This window comes from Paenibacillus daejeonensis DSM 15491 (assembly GCF_000378385.1).
In the GTDB taxonomy this organism is placed as follows: Bacteria; Bacillota; Bacilli; order Paenibacillales; family Paenibacillaceae; genus Paenibacillus_D; species Paenibacillus_D daejeonensis.
Map to the genome: position 1 here is coordinate 101,617 of NZ_KB899663.1, position 19,830 is coordinate 121,446.

Here is a 19,830-nt window from a genome sequence, read left to right on the forward strand (position 1 = left end):
CTGGTGTCACGTGTAATGACGCCGGGGGCGGCCTTTTTTTGCGTTGGGGCCGGTGTGACGCGATTCAGGTGGAAAATGTTACTTGAATGAAGCGATATCGCCGCATGAAAAGGAATTAAGTAACAAATGTTACTTGGTTTTGCGACAGATGCTGTCTGAGCACGAAATAGGTGCAGAATGTTACTTGAATGAAGCGATATCGCCACATGAACGGGATTTAAGTAACAAATGTTACTTGGTTTTGCGACAGATGCTGTCTGAGCACGAAATAGGTGCAGAATGTTACTTGAATGAAGCGATATCGCCGCATGAAAAGGAATTAAGTAACAAATGATACTTGGTTTTGCGGCATGTGCTGCCTGAGCACGAAATAGGTGCAGAATGTTACTTGAATGAAGCGATATCGCCACATGAACGGGATTTAAGTATCAAATGTTACTTAGTTTTGTGACATGTGCTGCCTCCCCGCCAAACGCCAGATCCAAGTAACATTTTGCCCTTAGTTCGTGGCTCTCCCCACCAGAAGTCGGATCCAAGTAACATTTTACCCTTGGTTCGTTGCTCCCCCGCCAAACGCCGCATCCAAGTAACATTTTACCCCTTATTCGTCGCTCTCGCCGCCAGAAGTCGGATCCAAGTGACATTTTACCCCTTATTCGTCGCTCTCCCCGCCAAACGCCAGATCCAAGTAACATTTTGCCCTTGGTTCGTTGCGCTCCCCGCCAAACGCGCATCAACGGCATAAAAAGTGGGCCCGAAGGCCCCTTACCAAACATCGGGTTAAGCTGCTTACTGCGCAGTTAAGGTCAAATTTAGTACGCCCATGCTGCCTGGCGTATCAAACCGCAGGGTGTGCCAGCCTGGCGTGAGAGTCACGGTGCCCAGATCATGCGTCGACGTACGAAGCGTCGAGGATACCAATGTCTCTGCCGCGAGCGGCGCATTGTCGATTGACGCTTGGTAGGCGGAATCGCCGATAAGTCGCTCCAACGTAACGGAGTAGTCGGCTGAGGCTGGAGCGGTGTCAGGCACAAAGATCGAGTAGGCGATACTGCCTTTGAAGGTCGTATGGCCATAGATGCCATTCGTAAACGGACCCGTGACGCTCACAGGAGCCAGATCCTTAAAGTGGAAGCGGTAGCTGTCAGCCGGACTAACGGCAACCGGCGGCACGTACGTTGACGAAGCAGGCGCTACACCCAACTCCAGCTCCGCCCCAATCGCACTGGCGAACGGGAAGTATAGCTGTGCGGGGTAGCTCAGCATGGAGCTGGCATCAACGTTCAAGTCGATGCTAAGCGGCGGGGCCATTCCGCCAACCATTTCCGTGCCCCCTGCTGCAGGAATAGCCAGACCACTATTAGGCATCGTGTCCGTCAGCCGGTCGAAGTCCGGTGTCAGGGTCACATCGTAGGCGATGCGGTACATCTCCCCTTTGGCCAGAGACCAAGGCAGGACCATACCCTCTGTCTCCAATAATTCGGGCATAACTGTCAGAACGGCATCGCGCGATGGATCAACCGTCCAGTCAGGTTCACCCGACGTCGGTGGCACAACGCGGGAGACCCGAACATCTAGCGAGGCAGGACGCACGGTTTCGGTTCCCAACTCGTCGAACCACACTACATCCGCGTATTGTCCTTCTCCGTTGACCTGAACATAGGTAACAACGGTCAGGGTTTCGTCTGGAGCAAGGGTGCCGTCATAAGCTTTTAGCGCCTTCAGATGCCGTGAACCCTGATACCACAGCCCCGTCTCCGCAGTCATGTCGTAAGCGTCCAGCCATACGTCTTCCTCCGGACCGATCTCAACACCAGCTTCCTTCAAATAGGCAAAGGCATGCATAGCGTCCCACACCAGCATGATCTCATGACTCTGATCGAGCACGGCTCTGGTCGTATTGAGTGGATTCTCGGCTGCATCATAGAAGAAAGCTCTATCATACTCGTACTCTCTCACCAGATACCAGAGCAGGCCGCGGGCGAGCTCCAGCATTTTGGCATCCTGCTTCAGGTAACCCAGTTGAGCCAACAGATGGGCTTTGGCCGCATTGACATTGTCCGACGCATCGCCAAGCGGGTTGCTGGCATCGTCCGGTATCCCCGTCGTTGATGGACCATACCCCGTATAATAGTAGGTTCTGCCTCTGTAGCTGCCCTTATTGAAGCCTGTGCGCGGAAATTGATAATACGCATAGTCGTAGACGGCATCCAGCAGCTCAGGGTCACCGTTGACATGATACGCATGGATCAAACGGGCGCCAATCTGGGCATTGACGTGGCCATCCGGCGAGTGCTTGGGATACGTATAGCCGTAAACATTGGTCCAGTTCCAGTTGAATTTATAGTCCCAACCGCCACGATAAGCTACATTACGTCCAGTGTCGAGCAGCGTCTGCCACTCGTCGGGGTAATGGTTGCGCACAAAATCGTTGTCCCCATCAGGCGTATACTGCGTATAAAAGCTGAAATTAACCATATCATCGGACCGGTCCCGGAAGCTGGGATCTCCAGTCAAACGGTTCATGACGGCATGGTTACCGGCCGCAGACTGGTTGCCGCCTTGGTAATACTCATTTCCCGGCCCTGTAGGTGACACAATGGGATTGTACGGCAAATCTCCAGCGAAAACACTTGAAGGATCATTCGGACCTGCCGCCACACCCACGGTCACTGGTAGCGTGGATAATTGACCAAGGGCAAGCTTGTTGTTAATCGGCGAGTAGGCATTCAGATAGTAGTAACCGTCCAGTCCAAAAAAGTGCCGCCGCACCAGCTCGCTCGTCCACACCGACCCTTGTGCAGGCGTGGTGGTCGCTTCGGGTATGAGAGACCAGTACACGTCTGGTGGAATTTCATTGGACCAGTCATAAGCCATCTCAATATCGGAAGCCAGGGTGCCGTCGGCCTTATACAAATCCAGCCACGGCTCGATTGTAATACCGTCCCACCGTGTCTCACCTACGCCTCCACCGGAGATCAGCTCCAAACGCAGCTGTGCAGCATCTTCAGGCTTCAGGAGCACCTGAGTCAGTCGCCGCCACTCTCCGGATGAATCAAAGGCCTCAGCTTCAAAAGGGGCCCATGCCCCCAGAGGCATGCCGGTTGCATCCAGCCAGGTCAAGCGTACACGAGACTGGTGTGTTGAATCCGTATCAACAATCTGGTACAGGACGTTGATTTTGAAGCGGCGGATGCCATCGACCAATGGGATAGGTGACTGGTTCAATATGACCTCCTCGGCGGTACCGCTGGTGGTGACCTGCATGGCTCCGCCGAGATCATGCCCCCCTGCGGCCAACCATTCGGTCGTCGCTCCAGACGAGGCGGGAGAGGTGACTGTGTCCCATCCATTGTTCGGAACCGGACGCTCAAAGCTGCCGTTCACGACCTGGTTTGCAATATCCTGAAACACGACTGTGTCTACCCAGACCAAGCCATACTCTACCTCCGCGACCACTGTAGCGCTAACCGCTCCCGGCGGGGCAGTGACATCGAGCTCTGCCGAAGTCGCAAAACGGTCATGCTCCTCGGTCATCAAGGTTGTGTAAGGATTGGACAAGGTGAGGCCATCGGCACTTTTGAACAGCACTTGCAGCCGAGCTTCGCCCGACACGAATGACGTCCGGTACTTAAATGATGCCCGGTAGGTCGAATAAGGCTCCACAGGGAGCGCGGCTTGGGTTAAGGCCGCGTGGTCGCCAGCCCCCGGCGCGTCTAGCCGCACAGCACTGCCACTATGCCGGTAGCCAGCTGTATTGGCGCGGGTAATGCTGCCTGAACCACCAGTATTGAAAGTCCAGCCGGGTAGCGAAGTGCCACTCCAACTGTCCAGGTTGGCATTGGTGAGCAGGTTGGGTCCGCGATCCGGGAGTGAGCTGTCTGTAATGACCACATCAACTTCCTCCTCTGGTCCGGTCGAGAATGTAATGGTTAGTGTTAGAGGGCCGGTCAGTTGAGCAGCCAGGAAGGCACGACTAATGACGATCTCTCCGCCAAGAATCCAATAGTCAGAGCCCTTGGTCAGGGTGCTCAAACCGTCCGAGAGGCCAGTGACGACCCGTCCGGTTAGGTCAATGGAGAGTGTCAGGTCTGCCTGCAGGGCAGGTTTTTTGTCGAAGGTCAAAACAGGCGGGGGTTCCACATAGGGAGCGAACCGGGCGAGATCCAGATCCAGCCGGCCGCCGTTACGGATATCCCATTCATAGGTAACGGATGCAGCATTTGCAGGAGCATTCACAATAGCAGAGTAAGGTGTGTAATTGGAAGCTGCGGTTGCAGGCAGCTGGACGACATGCGTCGGCGTAATGGCTGTCCCTTGGGAGGTTCGATAGGTGAGGCGGAAGTTGTGAATGGAGGTGGAGGTATTGGCGGGCTTGCGATAGACAAAAGAAACCTCATAGGGCTCGCCGCCGGTGACCGGGATACCGTCGACTCTCAGATCCGAACGGTCTCCTGCCAGAGGGGCGCGAAGCGACACGGAGCTATCCCCGTCGGCTACGTCTGCAGCCAGAGTGAGTCGCTCGACGGTGGCGCTTCCCACTTTTAACAAGGTCCAACCGGTGGGAGATGTGCCGTTCCAGCTCTCGAAACCGGGATTGGCGAGAAGATTGGTACTATTACTCCAGCCAGTCTGAGGATGCGAGACGACAAACAAAGATGTCAACAAAGCGAGAACCAACGTTCGAAGGATAAGCTGCGTATAGATGCGAGTGGGCATAAACATTCCTCCTGTATAGGATATGGATACGAGAACAGAAGGATGGTAGAGAAAAGGACAAATATTACATGTGTTGTTATGTACTTGTATGTTACATGTACCATCCCTGTATGGTATTGTAACGTCACCAACCCATTCTGTAAATGATTTTCTAACCACCTATGTGTGAGGGTGGAAGTTCTTTACATTAAACTTCCTTTTGAAGTATGTTTATATGGATAGATTCCATGCCATTGCATAGAGATAGGAGAGCGTGAACAAATGAGCGAGCATACTTCTGCTTTTGTGACCAGAGTTAGCTTTGAAAAGAAGCTTGAAGATTTGGGCATTACAGCCTTTCAACCATTAAATGAAGAGTGGTTAGTGTTCTCAGGGGCCGTAGAGGAAATTGAGCAACAACTAATCGAAGTTTCGAAAGAGGTACCCATTCTCTATTTTACGCACTCGGAGGACTTGGGATGGGAGTATGTGCTACTGGCAAGTGGTGAGGAAAAAGCGAGATTTAGTTATTCCTACATGATTGATCACGAAGCAGTAATCGAGCTGCTGGAGTCAAAGTATCCGAACCAAGACCCGCACGATCTGCTCTATGGAGATGCAGGAGATCTGGCCGAGGCAGTGAATGAGTTGATCGGTCAGTTTTATAATGATGGAGCTTATGAGGCACTGGTGCGGAAAGCCCTTGAATCAGTTGAATTGGATGCACTGGCTGTCCTTGGCAAAGAAGAAGACAGAATAGAAGCACTCAAGAAGGCCATTGCTTACCAGGGCCAAGAGATGAAGCATTCTGAAATCGTGGAGTACTTCCTGGCGATTATGAATCTGGAGGAAATTATCGCATGAGGTGTTGGAAGCAATGGTTGGCTGGCGGGCTCGTCGCAGGTGTGCTGCTAGGAGGCATGCCGACGATGGCTGCGACAGTGGATGATCTTGAAGGGCATTGGGCGGAGGAAACGATTCGTCAATGGATTGCAGAAGGAAGATTACAGGGCTATGGTGATGCAGAGTATGCTCCAGACCAAACGATTACTCGAGCCGAGCTTGTTACCCTAATGAGCCGCAGTTTCAAATGGAACGGTGAAGGGGAAGTGCATTTTGATGACATGCTTCCTACCCACTGGGCCTATTCAGAGATAGCGAGTGCTATTGCCTTGGAGTATGTCATAGGCTACGAAGATGGTACCTTTCGTCCCCAGGCAGTAGTGTCAAGGGAGGAAGCAGCCGTGATAACGGCACGTATGTTGGGGTTCGAACCCGCACCGAGGCTCCTTCTGTATGCGGATGCGGAAGATTTGGCGGAGTGGAGTCGGGACGCAGTATCGGCCCTTTTTCGTGCCAGCCTAATGGAGGGGGATCCTGATCGTCAATTTCGACCCAAGGCAGGCTTGACCCGGGCAGAGGCTATAACGTTGCTGCAGGCCGTCATTGAATACCAAGACGATTCCTGGGCCGATATATCTATTCCGGGCTATACTTTTACATCTTTTGAAGATAGCCTCTATCCGATCCCCACACGAAATTATATTGCGGTCCCCACAGAACGTTCCGAAGAAACTTTTACGGTGACAGTGGACATTCCTTACGAGATCACGACGCCAATGTCGTTCGATTTGAGTGAGGAGTTTGGTCCGAATGTTCATGGAGGGTGGCTCTCCGAAGAAGTGAGTTCATTTGAGCTTACATTAGACCCGGAAAAGTCCTATACCCTAACAATTATTTTATTTGCGTATGTCGGAATGCCTGCAAAAATGATTAATATTTATTTGGAACAGTAGATGGACAATTATTCTGCCTTTGAGTTTTTTGTTGAATACGTGTTAATCTGGCTGATTCTTGGCTTTACCTTGTTCCTGGCCTTAACATCCTTAGAACGTTTAAAACGCTATTACGTACAGGTATTTAAATGGTTTGGCTGGGGATTTACGATTCTGATGGTTGTATTATTTGTTCGTCTCCTGCTAAATCCTAAATTGATTTATGAACGAGTCGCAGATGATCCATTTATCCTGCTCGTCCCAGTATTAACATCTATTATTCTTATTGCGATTCAAAAGATATTCGACAAGGTTAAACAAAAAGAGAATCAGGAAACCTGATTCTATCTATTTGTGGCGTCGATTTGTGTGTAATTGTGCAAAAAATATGATGATTATTGTCGATATGCGCAACTTACGTCAAGGTATGCTATACTGAGTGCATCTTTCAAACAAAAGGGAGGCAAAGGTTGTGCTCAAAACTGGTTATATTGATGTGCTGTCGATTGTATCACGAAAAGTATATGACGCTGCAGCACATCTGATCGAGACAGCCAGCAGCTTAATCCCTGCAAATACATTTTGTATCGCTAATCTTGATCCAGATAACACGAAAGTCATCAAAGCGTTCAATCGCGAGAAGGTTATGCTAGGAGAAGGACTTGTGGTCGCTAATGAAGAGTCCTACTGTGCGCTTGTTACGGAGCACATGAAAGGTCCCCTTGTTATAGAAAACAATCTGACCCATCCGTTGACCAAGGATATGGATGCGACCGAGTTTGTAGGCGGCTGCTCCTTTTTGGGCGTCCCCATTATTGATGCTGAGGGTGAGATGTACGGCTCTTTATGCGCATTTGACCATGAGTACTATTCCTATGACCCCAAAGATGTTGAGTTAATGGTAGCGTTGTCCGATTTCTTCACCAAATTATTGGAGATGGAATTTGCATTAAATCAGCTGCGGCAAGCGGAAGAGAAAGTAGCGATGCAGATGAAGGAGAAGTCGAATCTGCTGGCCGTTCTCAGCCACGAAATCCGTACACCGATGAATGGTATTATTGGCATGACCTCACTGCTTCAATCGACAGATTTGACGGAGGAGCAGAAGAGTTATGTCGATGTCATTGAGACGAGTGGCTCTTCGCTACTGTCCATGATGGACCAGATTCTAACCTACTCCAAGAATGAAGCAGAGACCATTGAACTGGCGGATCACCCGTTCCAACTGAGTGAACTGTTCGATTACATCGGGAAGCTGTTCACACCAGAAGCCAATCGCAAAGGGGTACAATTCACTACCGAGCTGGATGCAAATATGACTTTGATCGGAGATAGCAACAAGTTCCGTCAGATTCTGATTAACCTGATCGGCAATGCCTTGAAGTTTACGGAGCAGGGGCAAGTGAAGCTGACGGTGCATGTGGAAGCAGGGGCGGGGGATACGGCTGTTATCAACTGTGAAGTCCGTGACACTGGAATTGGTATTCCGGAGGATCGGCATGAGTTGCTGTTCCGGTCATTCTCCCAAGTTCATGATGAGAAGGCCTCAGGCAAGTATAGTGGAGCAGGCCTGGGCCTCTCCATCTGTAAGCAGTTAGCCGAACGCATGCACGGCGATGTCTGGCTGATGGAGTCTAGCTCCGAGGGAAGCTGCTTCGCATGTCGAATTATTATGAGACAAGAGCAAGCGGTTAGCGTATAAGAAGATTTAGAGTAGACCTGCAGGCTTCGGCCTGACAGGTCTATTTTTTGTCACGCGAAGAGATCGCGGATTTGATATACTAGTAGGAAATGGAAAAGGGGTTAGAAGCATGTCGGAGTTGAAGCAAGGACTGGACCTTGAACGGATTATTTTCATCGGACGCACGTATGAAGAATATATAGCCATGTTTAATCTTACCGAAGCGGACATTCTGCAAAATGAAATCCTGGATTGCCCGGCAGGCGCTTGCTCCTTCACGGCTTACGCCAATCAGATGGGCGGTGATGTTACGGCAGTGGATCTCGCCTTCGCATTCGAACCCGAGGAGTTAAAGATCAAAGGATTGCAAGATATCAAACATGGCGTAGAGCAAGTGGAAAAGGTGAAAGCGGGCTACTTGTGGACGTATTTTGACAATACAGAGGCATTGAAACAGCACAGGATACGGGCGCTCGAAGACTCCACCGCGGATCGGCTGCAGCATCCGTCCCGTTACCTCCATGCCGTCTTGCCTGAGCTGCCGTTTGCCGACGATTCATTTGATATGACGCTGTCCGCTCATTTGCTGTTTATGTACTCAGAACGGCTGGACCTGGCATTTCACCAAGCTGCACTGCTGGAGTTGATGCGGGTCACACGCCGGGAGATCCGGATCTTCCCCCTGGTGGATCAGCAGAGTGAGCAGTCAGTTCATCTCGATCCAATCCTGGCATTAATTGAGCAGGAGCAGTGGCAGACAGAGGTATGCACCTCCAGCTATGAGTTTCAGCAGAATGCCAATCAATATTTGCGGATTTATCGACCCTAAACGGAAGAGGTGACGGATCATGCGGCTCTTGTTCATTCGACATGGTCAAGGAGAACATAATCTGCCTGTTCCTGATCGGCTGAATATTCTTCATCCTCGTCTTACGGAATTGGGGGTAGCTCAAATCAGAGAGCTTCAACGGAGGCTTAACGTCACTTCCAGGGACCTGATCTTTGTCAGTCCGACCGTTCGCACGATTGAGGCGGCTCAAATTTTAGTGACAGATGCAACCGATACAGCCATACTTACGTCTCCGCTGATCGGACCGAGAATGTACCCGCAGTTCGGAGAAGAAACAGATCCGTTGCATCCGAACTGGGCGCCGCTAAGGTGTGACCAGACGCTGACTCGGCAGGAAATTGAGCAAGCTTATCCTTCCGTTTGCATTGTGAGTAGGGAGCCGGCGGATTGTTGGGATGAGGGGATCAACCAGATGCCGACAAAGGATTTCTATGCAAGAGCTCGTGCGTTCTTGGCATCAATTAAGGTTCTGGATTTCAATAGAATACTCTTCCTTACCCATGACGGGACGATCACGAGCTACAGAGAGATGTTAGGGGAGGAAAGACTATCTCGAGCTGATTTTTTGGGCGAGGCGGGCATATACGAAATGCCTAATTCTTAAGACCAAGGAGGCAACCATGTCGAACCTTCAAGCCATCTTATTTGATCTGGATAACACCTTATTGGATCGGACACAGACGTTCCAGGCATTTACGGATCTATTTGCATCGACCTATTTTGCCCATCTTTCCTCTACGACAGAGCTGTGCGAGCTTATTATTGAACGGGATCAGGATGGCTATAAGGACAAACACCAGTTATTCAATGAATTGCTTGAGGAGCTGCCTTGGCGCGAACGTCCGACGGCCTCGGAGTTGATGGACTTTTATATGGCGGAGTACGTGAATAACGCGGTGCTGATGGAACAGGCCAAGGAGACGCTTGCGCTGGTCAGAGAAGCGGGCTACCTCACAGGACTAATTACCAACGGCAGGAATGAGGTTCAGTATGGAAAAATCGACCGGCTGGGCATCCGGGATGCCTTCGATGTCATCCTCGTATCCGAGGAGGCGGGAATAAAGAAACCGGATCCCGCCATTTTCAAAATGGCAGTCGAAAGACTGGGCGTAGATACGCAAGCCTGTCTATTCATCGGTGATCACCCCATCAATGATATTGAGGCAGCTGCCAAGCTGGGTATGAAGACCATATGGATTCAGGTCAATCAGCCTTGGCAGGAGGAACTGGCGACAACGCCCACTCATAGCATCAAGCACTTGGGGGAATTACGCGATTTGTTCTCAACACTATAATGGAATTAGCTGGAGGGACTATGCAGAATGAACGTAACCGTATATCATTATGAAGCTTTTTCAACACAACCGGGGAAAGGGAATCCGGCAGGCGTCGTTCTGAATGGGGAAGCGTATACCGACCAGGACATGCAGGCTGTTGCTCACCAGGTGGGCTTTAATGAAACCGTGTTCGTACTTCCATCAGAGCGAGCGGATGTGAGATTGAAATACTTCACGCCGGGTCATGAAATTAACCTGTGCGGACACGCTACCATGGCAGCCTTGTATGCATTGAAAACGAGAGGGTTTTTGTCGGATTCCAACGAGATTTTGATTGAGACCAATGTTGGGGTACTGCCGATCGCTTTTGAGATTGTGGATGGGGTGATCTATATTACGATGCAGCAGGACCAGCCGAAGTTCCTCCCCTTTCACGGGGATACGAAAGCCCTGGCTGTCTCGATGGGACTTCGCGAAGAGGACTTGGATGAAACACTGCCGATTGTGTATGGGAGCACCGGGACCTGGACCTTATTGATCCCCATCAAACAGCTGGACGCGTTTAAACAGATGAAACCCCGGAACGAGCAATTTCCCGATATTTTGACAGAGAACCCCCGCTCCTCCATTCACCCGTTTTGCTTGGAGACTTACGATCCCGAGGCATTCATGCATGCCCGGCATTTTTCATCGCCTTATTCCGGCACGGTGGAAGATCCGGTGACGGGCACGGCATCCGGTGTCATGGGTGCTTATTATTTGACTTATATCAACCCGAATGCGAATCATTTCAGATGCATCATTGAGCAAGGCCAGGAGATTGGCAAGGATGGAAGGGTTAGTGTGAAAATAGACAAAAACCGACAAGGGATGACGGTGACTATTACGGGTACGGCTAACTTTGTGAAACCTATGGAGGTTGTGATTCCGCATGACTAGGGTTCTGATGATTAGTGATATTCATGGTTGTCTTGCCCCATTGAAGGAACTCTTAAGCGAGATGAATTATCAGCCGGATGCGGACAAGCTCCTCCTGCTTGGCGATTATGTGGACCGGGGGCCTTGCAGCAGAGAAACGGTCGACTATATCATGGAGCTGATGCAATGCAATCGAGTCATTGCATTGAAAGGCAATCATGACCAGCGGTTGGTCGATTGGGTACGCAGCGTTGACGGGACAGTGACGGACAGGTTTTTGGCACATGGCGGCCTACAGACTATCCATAGTTACTGTAAGATAACATCCGAATTAAGCACAGAGGGATTTGAGCAAGCAAGGCAGGAGATTGGGAGGCACTACGAGCACCATCTCGCCTTTTTGGATTCGCTGCCTCTCTACTATGAGGATGACCAACATATTTATGTGCATGCCGGCCTTAACCCGAACTATCCTAACTGGCGAGACCAGCCGGCTTATGATTTCATGTATATTAAAGAGCCGTTCCATCGTTCACCTGCTTTGCGGAATAAAACGGTTGTGTTCGGCCATACACGGGCGGTCGAGCTCCATGGGTCGCCAGATGTCTGGTTCGGACCAGGGAAGATTGGGATCGACGGCGGATGTGCGTACGGCCTGCAGTTGAACGGGCTGATCCACGAAGGCGGAAGCTATTCTACCCTATGTATTCAAAATTCCCTGCAAGAGGAGATGTAAAATGACAGACATAACCTCCGTTTTACCCCACCGCTATCCATTTCTGATGGTAGACCGGATCGTCGAGTTGGAGTCAGGACAACGGGTGACGGGCTATAAGCTGGTAACTACGAATGAATGGTATATGTCGGAGCATGACCCTGTCATGCCTCATACGATGATCATTGAAGCCTTGGCGCAGCTTGGGGCATTTACGTCAATTCAAGGGGAGCACAGTATTGGCTTCTTCTCCTCGATGAAAGGTGTAGCGTGCTATGGTCAAGCCAGGCCCGGCGATCGTGTCGATATGACTTATGAGGTGACCAAGGCCAAGCGAGGTTTTGTCATGGGCAGGGCGGAAGCTTCAGTGGGTGGTCAAGTGCTTGTACAAGCGGAGGAGATCACGATTTTTATTCAATCGGGAGCGCGCGGGTGAGATGCCGTAGCGCTCTTTTTTTGTGTTACCTTCATTGTTCGGAATACATCACCAAGAGGCGAGTATTGATCATCGACCGGATGGACAGGCTCATGTAAGCTGAGATGGCATGAGATGAAGCACAAGGGGATTGCTAACCACGTGTCACGGAGTCGATAATTTGTAAGCGCTTCATATCCTGAGTGAAAAGGTGATGAGCAGATGAGACAGAGTTGGGTTCGAATGGTTCAATGGCTGGTAATGGTGGTACTGCTTACTGGAATCTGGGGGACGGCTGTCCCGCCACAGGCATTGGCATCTGATGCGTATGATGCGATGCGGGAAAAGCGCAAGGTAATGCTGACCGGTGAAACGGGACTGACCTGGACAGATCCTGATCTCACGGCCGCTGCGGCACGAATCACGGATCAGGCCGAGCAATACTGGTCGACGATGAATGTCTCGCCGTCACGGACACACCTGTGGAGTGACCAGGCGGGTACGGGTAACTCCATCCACATCCGCATCACTTACGAAAGACTCAAGGCGCTGGCACTGGCTTATGCGACGGAAGGCTCCGAGTTGCACGGTGACCCGACGCTGGCTACGGATCTGATTGGAGCGCTCGACTATATGTATGCAACCCGCTACCACGAGCATGTGACGACCACACCGAGCGGCACCAGCAATTGGTGGGATTGGCAGATCGGTATCCCGATGCAGCTGGGTGACATTGTTATCCTGATGTACGATCAGCTTACCCCGGTGCAAGTGACGAACTATATGAACGCGGTGGAGCGCTTTACGCCGCTAGTTAATCTGACGGGCGCCAATCGCTCTTGGAAAGCCATTGTGGTTGCCGTACGCGGTATCCTCGTCAAGGATTCAACCAAGCTAACCATGGCTCGTGACGGGCTATCGGCTATCTTCCCTTACGCCTTGAGCGGCGACGGTTTTTACCGGGATGGCTCCTTTATTCAGCACGCAACCATCCCTTACAATGGCGGTTACGGCTTGGACCTGCTGCTCGCGGTTAGCGATCTCATGGCCATGCTGCACGGTTCGCCATGGGAGGTGACGGATCCGAACAGCGCCAATGTATGGGGCTGGGTCTACGATGCCTACGAGCCGCTGATCTACAAAGGCGCAATGATGGATATGGTACGAGGACGCGAGATTTCGCGGGTGTACCGCCAGGATCATGCCGCAGGTCATGTTGCGATCCAGGGCATTCTGCGGTTAGCCGAGATCGCGCCAGCGCCCCAAGCGCTGGACTTCCGAAGGATGGTCATTGGCTGGCTACAGGCGGATACGTTCCTCAGCTTCTACGACGCTGCTCCGGTCCCGTTGATTGCAGAAGCCAAGACACTCATGACAGATCCGTCCCTTGCGCCCCGGGATGCGCTCATGCTGTACAGGCCGTATCCGGCAATGGATCGGGCGGTTCAGCACCGCCCGGATTATGCGATCGGTCTGGGGATGTACTCCAGTCGCATCAGCAGCTTCGAAGCTATCAATAGCGAGAATGCGAAGGCTTGGTATACGTCTGCAGGGATGATCAGTCTCTACAACAGCGACCTCGGGCATTATAGCGAAGACTATTGGCCGACCGTGGACCCTTATCGGCTGCCGGGCACAACCGTGTTGTCCCAGACGGCAACGCCAACCCATCGGAGCTCCAGTCCCTGGACTGGCGGAACGGTGCTGGATGAAGAAAATGGGGTCGCCGGAATGGATCTGAATTACTCGGGGCATGCGCTGAACGGCCGTAAATCCTGGTTCCTCTTCGACGACGAGGTGGTTGCGTTAGGCAGCGGGATCACGAGCACAGACGGCGTAGCGGTCGAGACGATTGTGGAGAACCGCAAGCTGGATAGCACCGGCCAGAACGCATTAACGGTGGATGGTGCCCTGAAGCCGCAGCTTCCAGGCTGGTCAGACACGTTGGTTGGCGTTTCCTGGATGCATTTGGCGGGCAGCAACGGACCTGGTGCAGATATTGGCTACTATTTTCCTCAAGCAACAGACGTCAAAGCCGTCCGCGAAGCGCGCACAGGCAATTGGCGCCAGATTAATATCCGGTCGGTGACGCCCACAACACCGGTCACCCGAAACTATCAGACCCTCTGGCTGGACCATGGCGTGAACCCTGCGGATGAGAGCTATCAATATGTTCTGCTTCCTGGCCGTTCGGCTGCCGAAGTGGCAAATTACGCAGCCTCTCCTGAGATCGAGGTGCTGGCGAATACACAGCTCGTGCAGGCGGTCAGAGAAACCGGGCTGGGCGTGACGGCGGTGAACATCTGGACGGATCAGTGGACGAGTGCAGGCGGCATTTCTGCCAACCGCAAATCCTCCGTCATGACACGTGAAGATAGCAATGGCGGATTGAGTGTTGCTGTCAGTGACCCGACGCAGTTGAACAGCAGCAGTATTGAACTGGAGCTGGACTATTCGGCTAGCAGCTTCACTGCCGAGCCGGGGATCACCGTTACCCAGCTCAGTCCAACGGTCAAGCTGACTGTTCAGGTGGCGGGCGCCAAGGGGAGGGCGTTCACGGCTTCCTTTGAACCAGGCACAGCGCCGCCACCCCCACCGCCGCCCGTCAGTATCATCCTGGACAATGCAGATCCTTCGGGTGTGACACGAATCGGAGCCTGGAAGACTGCCAGCACACAGATTGACCGGTATGGGCCCAACTATCTGCATGATGACAATCGCGACAAGGGAACCAAGTCCGTTGTCTATACGCCAGATATTCCGACCACCGGGAATTACCGTGTTTATATGATGTGGCCGGCACACTTTAACCGGTCAACAGCTATACCCGTGGACATCATTCATAGCGGCGGTTCCAGCAGTGTCACCATCGACCAGACGCAGAATGGTGGGGTGTGGGTGGAGCTGGGTAACTATCCATTCAATGAAGGAACCTCGGGCAGCGTAACCATCAGCAACACTGGTACAACGGGCTTCGTCGTAGCTGACGCCGTGAAGCTTGAGTTGGTCGAGTAGAGCCGTCTTACCAATAAAAGGGTTGACAGAACAGGCAACGCCGTTTTATGATGATTGCAATTCATTACGAAGGGAGGCCGATGGGTCATGACAATTACACATAGTAGAGCAGCAATTGCATATACACAACTCGATACCATCGGTCTTCATCGGACAACATGATGCGCAGATGACGTGCGTCGCGGGCGGGATCAGAGCTTGGCAGGAGGAACGGAAATGCCTTTCCTGCTTATGCTCTACCGCCAGAATGTCGAAGCCATGGCTATTCGAGCCATGGCTTTTTTGCATATAAATTTACCTGTAACGGAATAAGAAAGGACTAAACCTATCGTATGGAAACACAAATAAACCCATCGGGTGAACATGCCCGTTATCAACACGAGGTGGAGCTGCCGGGCGGACGCTTGCGCGTCTATGCCAATGAAGAGCAGTTTGCCACGCTGGACTACAAGGTCCTGGATATGGCCAATAACAATTTGCATATTCCTAACATTCGTTATATGAGCTATACTCCAGATGTACATGTAGGTGTCGGAACCTGCATTGGCACGACGGCGGTCTGGCAAGAACAAGGGGGCTATGTATCCCCATCTATTGTCGGCAGTGATATTGGCTGCGGCATGAGGGTGCATCTCACCAACCTCCACAAGCGGGACCTGCAAAGCGTAGAGCTTCGCCGCAAGCTGGTCCGGCGCATCGAGCGCTATCTGCCCATGGAGGCGCATCAGCGTGGTCAGTTCTCCGACATCCGGCTGGAGCATATCGTTCGCAAGGGGCTTCATGGCCTGCCTGGCAAGTATCTGCCGGACAGCTACACGCCGCGCAAATCGACGGCGCTGACCCATGTCGAGAGCAGCCGGTTTGCCTTTGACGAGAGCGTCCTGGATGCTATTCCGGACGCGACCTGGCACCGGGCGCACCGGCAGTTGGGAACGCTCGGCGGCGGCAATCATTTTGCTGAAATCCAGGCTATTGAGATTGCTGAGGAGCAACGTGAGATTGCGGAGGCCTGGGGTCTGTACGACGGTCAGATCGTTGTCATGATCCACTCGGGCTCGCGGGCCTGGGGCGGCGCAGTCAGTCAGGGCAGTACGGCAGGCTTCAGCCGGGTGATGCGCGAGCTGGGACTCGGCACCGCCGATCCCAAGTTGTTGTTCGCGCCACTAGATCATCCGGAAGGCCAGCGCTATGTGAATTTAATGTACTCCGCCTTGAATTATGCGGTGGTGAACCGGCATCTGATTGCCTACGCCATCCGCGAAGCATTCCGCGATGTATTCGGCACCAAATGCGAGCTGCCGACGCTCTACGACCTGATGCACAACTATGCCTGGACAGAACAACACGATACAGAGGGAGAGCTGTTCGTCCATCGCAAGGGTACCACACGGGCGCTGCCTGCCGGGCATCCTGACAATCCCAAGCCTTACCTCGGAACTGGACATCCGGCGCTCATTCCCGGGTCGATGGGGACGGCCTCGTATCTGATGGTCGGTCAGCCAGGCGGCGCAGAGAACTTCTACTCGATCTGCCATGGAGCCGGGCGCATCCGCTCGCGGTCTGCCACCAAACGAGTCGTGTCGGTCGAGCAATTCGCCCGTGCGATGAATGTGGGGACAGAAGATGAAGTGGTCGTCAACCACCATTCCCTCGAGTCCATCATCGATGAGTCACCGCAAGCTTACAAAAATGTAGATGAAATTATGGATAGTGTTACAGGTGCAGGGCTGGCAGCCGTTGTGGCCAAGTGCAAGCCGCTGGCTACGATCAAAGGAACCAAATAACGAAGGAAAACTTTGAGGAGGATGGGGATGGACGAGAAGCGCGTCATTGGACAAGGGAATACGGCAACCGTATATGCTTGGGGCGAGAACAAAGTGTTGAAGCTGTATCGTGCGGGGTATGCGGAAGATGCCGTAGCAAGGGAATTCGATAATACACAGGCCATTCGGGAGCTGGACTTTCCCAAGCCGATTGCGTATGAGCGGGTTGTGCATGAAGACCGACAGGGAATTATTTATGATCTCGTGGATGGTGATCCGCTGCTGGAATGGACGATGCGTACTGGCGATCTACAGGAGTGTGCAACGTATCTGGCTGACGTACATCGTTCACTGCTCAAGCAGCAGGTTTCTGGAGTTCCCTATTACAAGGATTTCTTGAGATGGGGCATCGAAAGGCCGTCGGTTGCCGATCCCGAGACGAAAACGGAGGCACTCCGTGTGCTGGACCAACTTGCTGATGGCGATACGCTCTGCCATGGAGATCTCCATCCGGGCAATATTCTATTGACCGATACCGGCCCGGTCGTTATCGATTTCCTAAATGTGTGCCGCGGCGTCCGCCATTACGATATTGCCCGCAGTGTGTATCTCATGCAGTACACCCCTTACTCTGCGACTGCTCCTGATCGTGAAGAAATGCTGCGGCTTAAAGTCCAGCTCACCGATCTCTACCTGGAGGCTATGGGTGTGACGCGGGAAGAGCTGGCCCCCTACCTTGAGGTTATCCGGGTCGCCCGCATGGGGGAGAATCCGGAGGAGTTCGAATGAATGCAGAGCAATTGAAGAAGGTGGCGCTGGGGTGGCCGGGCACAACGGTCCGCTGCCCGTTTTATCCGGATATGCCTGTGCTGTTCGTGGGCAGCAAGATGTTTGCCTTGCTGAGCACCTATGACGGTGTCGAGAGCGTCAATCTCAAGACTCTGCCCGAGGAGGCTTGGTTACAGCGGGAAACCTACCCTGGCGCGGTGATCCCTGGCTATCACATGAATAAAAAGCATTGGAATACTGTGCTCCTGGATGGTCGGGTTCCAGAGCCAGTCATTCTTACGATGCTGCAGGAGTCGTACCGACTCGTATGGGCAAAGCTGACCCGTGCCGAAAGAGAAGTGGTTGGTGAGCTTCCAAGATTTGAGGAGAATGGGGTGGAAGGATGAGTCAGGAGAAACTGTCCCATCCACGGTTACATAGCAAATGGCTCCAGCCGCATTCTCATGCTTGGTATGCCCAACTCGGTAGGCTGACAGGACGGTATGAATGGAACTGGCAATCCACGATCACAGAGCCCAACGGAGAGACCATGTTTGAGCGTGAGGTCGCAGGGGCTGTTCCGGGCAAGCGGGTCTTGATGTGGGCTGCGGCCATGGCGAGTTCGCCCTAAGGTGGAGTGAGGTAGCCGAGCAGGTCGTCGGTATTGATGCAGCCAGCGAGTATAACCGGTTAGAGATGGGAGACTTGCCGGGCAATGTCTCCTTCGTGACCGCGAATACGAAGGAGGCACTTCCCTTTTCGAATGGGGCATTTGACGTCGTGTACAATCGAAGAGGGCCAACCTCTGCTTACCTGGATGTGAAGCGTGTGCTGGCTCCCGGCGGGCGTCTGCTGTCCATTCATCCTGGCGATGTAGAAGCTAATGAGCTAGCAGAGATTTTTCCTGAATGGTGTGGATCGCCGCCAGCTCCCGGGACGCCAATTCTTGATGTTCTGAAGCAACGGCTGCAACAAGGCGGATTCGAGCATACCGAGATTGAAACTGTAACAAGCGTGGCTTACTTGCATGCGCCCATTGATGTGCTGCAGATGATACTGTTCGGGCAGACGCCTGCGTTGATTGAAGAGTTGAAATCTAGAGATTTGTGTGAAATCACACGACGATTTGAGCGCCATGCTACAGAGGCGGGGCTGGCGACGACTTTTGTGCGTTATCTGGTTCGGGCAACGGTCTAGTTGGAATGCGTCTTGTCTTTGACTCGATACCAATAGTGATAAGCCTCAGTATACCCCAGCTTGGCATAGAGCCGCAGCGCTGGCGCGTTCGCTTGAACGACCGCCAGATAGCTGCGGCTCGCGCCATGTTCACGACCCCAATGCAGCAGATGAAGCAGCAATTGCTCCCCCAACCCGCGATTCCTCAGTTGAGAGTCAATGACGATGTCATACAACCCGATGTAGTCCCCCTCTACAATCCCCAGACCGCAACCAACGACGTTATCTCCGCGATATAGCAACAGATAACCAGCATCTGCAGCAATCGAGCTCAGCATCTGGTACATCGTCTGCAAATGTTTTTCCTCCAACTGAGCCAATTCGCAAAAATGCTGAATCCATTTCTCAGAGAGTGGACCAATAGTCGCAGCTGTTTCTTTGGAAGTGGGCGGCAGGTCACTCAACTCCAGCGTTTGCACCATGGATGGTTCCACCACGTAGTACCCTCTGCGATCTAATTCTGTATCCAACTCTGCTGGCTCCGAGAAGGGCGTCAGCTTAAAAATGGTTGGCAAGTCTCGCCTACTGTAGCTATCTTCGCAGGTTGCAATTTTTTGATCCATAGACAAATTTGAGGCGTACATCGGGCTGACGGAGTTGGCCCGCTTCGTATACCCATTGGCAAACCGCAGCACCCAGCCATCATACAGCGTGGTTGTGAGCGGCTGCCAATGATTCAGGGTCATTTCCTCAAGCGTTCGGGCAGGTGCGGTCATCTA

18 protein-coding genes are annotated in these 19,830 nt (G+C 52.5%); 16 read left to right on the forward strand and 2 right to left on the reverse strand.

The window, feature by feature from the left end; translation table 11 throughout:
• Positions 1–789 precede the first annotated feature (789 nt).
• Positions 790–4,719 carry a X2-like carbohydrate binding domain-containing protein gene (locus F556_RS0115675; RefSeq protein ID WP_020617926.1) on the reverse strand — a complete coding sequence of 1,310 codons (3,930 nt, stop codon included), beginning with the start codon at positions 4,717–4,719 and terminating at the stop codon, positions 790–792.
• Positions 4,720–4,980: 261 nt separating this feature from the next.
• Here F556_RS0115675 and F556_RS0115680 point away from each other — a divergent pair, with 261 nt between their 5' ends.
• The 16 genes from F556_RS0115680 (at position 4,981) to F556_RS34190 (ending at position 19,072) form a co-directional block, all read left to right on the forward strand.
• Positions 4,981–5,562, forward strand: a complete 582-nt coding sequence (locus tag F556_RS0115680) for a hypothetical protein (RefSeq protein ID WP_020617927.1) — start codon at positions 4,981–4,983, stop codon at positions 5,560–5,562.
• 65 nt (positions 5,563–5,627) lie between these two features.
• Entirely contained in the window at positions 5,628–6,494 is an 867-nt protein-coding gene (locus F556_RS0115685) for an S-layer homology domain-containing protein (RefSeq protein WP_169447598.1), read from the forward strand.
• A complete protein-coding gene (locus tag F556_RS0115690) occupies positions 6,495–6,815 on the forward strand; it encodes a hypothetical protein (RefSeq protein WP_020617929.1) in 321 nt (106 codons plus the stop codon).
• Positions 6,816–6,945: 130 nt separating this feature from the next.
• Positions 6,946–8,175 carry a GAF domain-containing sensor histidine kinase gene (locus F556_RS0115695; RefSeq protein ID WP_020617930.1) on the forward strand — a complete coding sequence of 410 codons (1,230 nt, stop codon included), beginning with the start codon at positions 6,946–6,948 and terminating at the stop codon, positions 8,173–8,175.
• 109 nt (positions 8,176–8,284) lie between these two features.
• A complete protein-coding gene (locus F556_RS0115700; RefSeq protein WP_020617931.1) occupies positions 8,285–8,983 on the forward strand; it encodes a class I SAM-dependent methyltransferase in 699 nt (232 codons plus the stop codon).
• A 19-nt stretch (positions 8,984–9,002) separates the two neighbouring features.
• Positions 9,003–9,608, forward strand: coding sequence for a histidine phosphatase family protein (locus F556_RS0115705; protein ID WP_020617932.1), 606 nt, complete (start codon positions 9,003–9,005; stop codon positions 9,606–9,608).
• Positions 9,609–9,624: 16 nt separating this feature from the next.
• Positions 9,625–10,299, forward strand: coding sequence for an HAD family hydrolase (locus tag F556_RS0115710; RefSeq protein ID WP_020617933.1), 675 nt, complete (start codon positions 9,625–9,627; stop codon positions 10,297–10,299).
• A gap of 27 nt (positions 10,300–10,326) precedes the next feature.
• Positions 10,327–11,220: a PhzF family phenazine biosynthesis isomerase gene (locus F556_RS0115715; protein ID WP_020617934.1), complete on the forward strand. Its 894-nt coding sequence runs from the start codon at positions 10,327–10,329 to the stop codon at positions 11,218–11,220.
• Complete coding sequence (locus F556_RS0115720) at positions 11,213–11,935, forward strand: metallophosphoesterase family protein (RefSeq protein ID WP_020617935.1); 723 nt, start codon at positions 11,213–11,215, stop codon at positions 11,933–11,935. Before F556_RS0115715 ends, F556_RS0115720 begins: the two co-directional genes overlap by 8 nt.
• A gap of 1 nt (position 11,936) precedes the next feature.
• Positions 11,937–12,350, forward strand: a complete 414-nt coding sequence (locus F556_RS0115725; RefSeq protein ID WP_020617936.1) for a 3-hydroxyacyl-ACP dehydratase FabZ family protein — start codon at positions 11,937–11,939, stop codon at positions 12,348–12,350.
• Between the two features lie 201 nt (positions 12,351–12,551).
• On the forward strand, positions 12,552–15,344 hold the full coding sequence (locus F556_RS34175) for a polysaccharide lyase family 8 super-sandwich domain-containing protein (protein WP_083938013.1): 2,793 nt from the start codon (positions 12,552–12,554) through the stop codon (positions 15,342–15,344).
• 332 nt (positions 15,345–15,676) lie between these two features.
• Complete coding sequence (locus F556_RS0115740; protein ID WP_020617939.1) at positions 15,677–17,128, forward strand: RtcB family protein; 1,452 nt, start codon at positions 15,677–15,679, stop codon at positions 17,126–17,128.
• Between the two features lie 27 nt (positions 17,129–17,155).
• Complete coding sequence (locus tag F556_RS34180; protein WP_020617940.1) at positions 17,156–17,896, forward strand: phosphotransferase enzyme family protein; 741 nt, start codon at positions 17,156–17,158, stop codon at positions 17,894–17,896.
• Positions 17,893–18,282, forward strand: coding sequence for an MmcQ/YjbR family DNA-binding protein (locus F556_RS34185; RefSeq protein WP_020617941.1), 390 nt, complete (start codon positions 17,893–17,895; stop codon positions 18,280–18,282). The genes F556_RS34180 and F556_RS34185 overlap by 4 nt, the downstream gene beginning before the upstream one ends.
• Positions 18,279–18,506: a hypothetical protein gene (locus F556_RS38800; RefSeq protein WP_245583076.1), complete on the forward strand. Its 228-nt coding sequence runs from the start codon at positions 18,279–18,281 to the stop codon at positions 18,504–18,506. The genes F556_RS34185 and F556_RS38800 overlap by 4 nt, the downstream gene beginning before the upstream one ends.
• Positions 18,476–19,072: a class I SAM-dependent methyltransferase gene (locus tag F556_RS34190; protein ID WP_245583077.1), complete on the forward strand. Its 597-nt coding sequence runs from the start codon at positions 18,476–18,478 to the stop codon at positions 19,070–19,072. Before F556_RS38800 ends, F556_RS34190 begins: the two co-directional genes overlap by 31 nt.
• Here F556_RS34190 and F556_RS0115770 read toward each other — a convergent pair.
• Positions 19,069–19,827, reverse strand: coding sequence for a GNAT family N-acetyltransferase (locus F556_RS0115770; protein ID WP_020617942.1), 759 nt, complete (start codon positions 19,825–19,827; stop codon positions 19,069–19,071). The two genes, F556_RS34190 and F556_RS0115770, sit on opposite strands and share 4 nt — an antisense overlap.
• Between the last annotated feature and the right edge of the window lie 3 nt (positions 19,828–19,830).

Bases quoted from the DNA above. Each gene is read 5' to 3' on its own strand.
- F556_RS0115675 (WP_020617926.1), bottom strand. From the start codon at position 4,719: ATGCCCACTCGCATCTATACGCAGCTTATCCTTCGAACGTTGGTTCTC.
- F556_RS0115680 (WP_020617927.1), top strand. From the start codon at position 4,981: ATGAGCGAGCATACTTCTGCTTTTGTGACCAGAGTTAGCTTTGAAAAG.
- F556_RS0115685 (WP_169447598.1), top strand. From the start codon at position 5,628: ATGGCTGCGACAGTGGATGATCTTGAAGGGCATTGGGCGGAGGAAACG.
- F556_RS0115690 (WP_020617929.1), top strand. From the start codon at position 6,495: ATGGACAATTATTCTGCCTTTGAGTTTTTTGTTGAATACGTGTTAATC.
- F556_RS0115700 (WP_020617931.1), top strand. From the start codon at position 8,285: ATGTCGGAGTTGAAGCAAGGACTGGACCTTGAACGGATTATTTTCATC.
- F556_RS0115705 (WP_020617932.1), top strand. From the start codon at position 9,003: ATGCGGCTCTTGTTCATTCGACATGGTCAAGGAGAACATAATCTGCCT.
- F556_RS0115710 (WP_020617933.1), top strand. From the start codon at position 9,625: ATGTCGAACCTTCAAGCCATCTTATTTGATCTGGATAACACCTTATTG.
- F556_RS0115715 (WP_020617934.1), top strand. From the start codon at position 10,327: ATGAACGTAACCGTATATCATTATGAAGCTTTTTCAACACAACCGGGG.
- F556_RS0115720 (WP_020617935.1), top strand. From the start codon at position 11,213: ATGACTAGGGTTCTGATGATTAGTGATATTCATGGTTGTCTTGCCCCA.
- F556_RS0115725 (WP_020617936.1), top strand. From the start codon at position 11,937: ATGACAGACATAACCTCCGTTTTACCCCACCGCTATCCATTTCTGATG.
- F556_RS34175 (WP_083938013.1), top strand. From the start codon at position 12,552: ATGAGACAGAGTTGGGTTCGAATGGTTCAATGGCTGGTAATGGTGGTA.
- F556_RS0115740 (WP_020617939.1), top strand. From the start codon at position 15,677: ATGGAAACACAAATAAACCCATCGGGTGAACATGCCCGTTATCAACAC.
- F556_RS34180 (WP_020617940.1), top strand. From the start codon at position 17,156: ATGGACGAGAAGCGCGTCATTGGACAAGGGAATACGGCAACCGTATAT.
- F556_RS34185 (WP_020617941.1), top strand. From the start codon at position 17,893: ATGAATGCAGAGCAATTGAAGAAGGTGGCGCTGGGGTGGCCGGGCACA.
- F556_RS38800 (WP_245583076.1), top strand. From the start codon at position 18,279: ATGAGTCAGGAGAAACTGTCCCATCCACGGTTACATAGCAAATGGCTC.
- F556_RS0115770 (WP_020617942.1), bottom strand. From the start codon at position 19,827: ATGACCGCACCTGCCCGAACGCTTGAGGAAATGACCCTGAATCATTGG.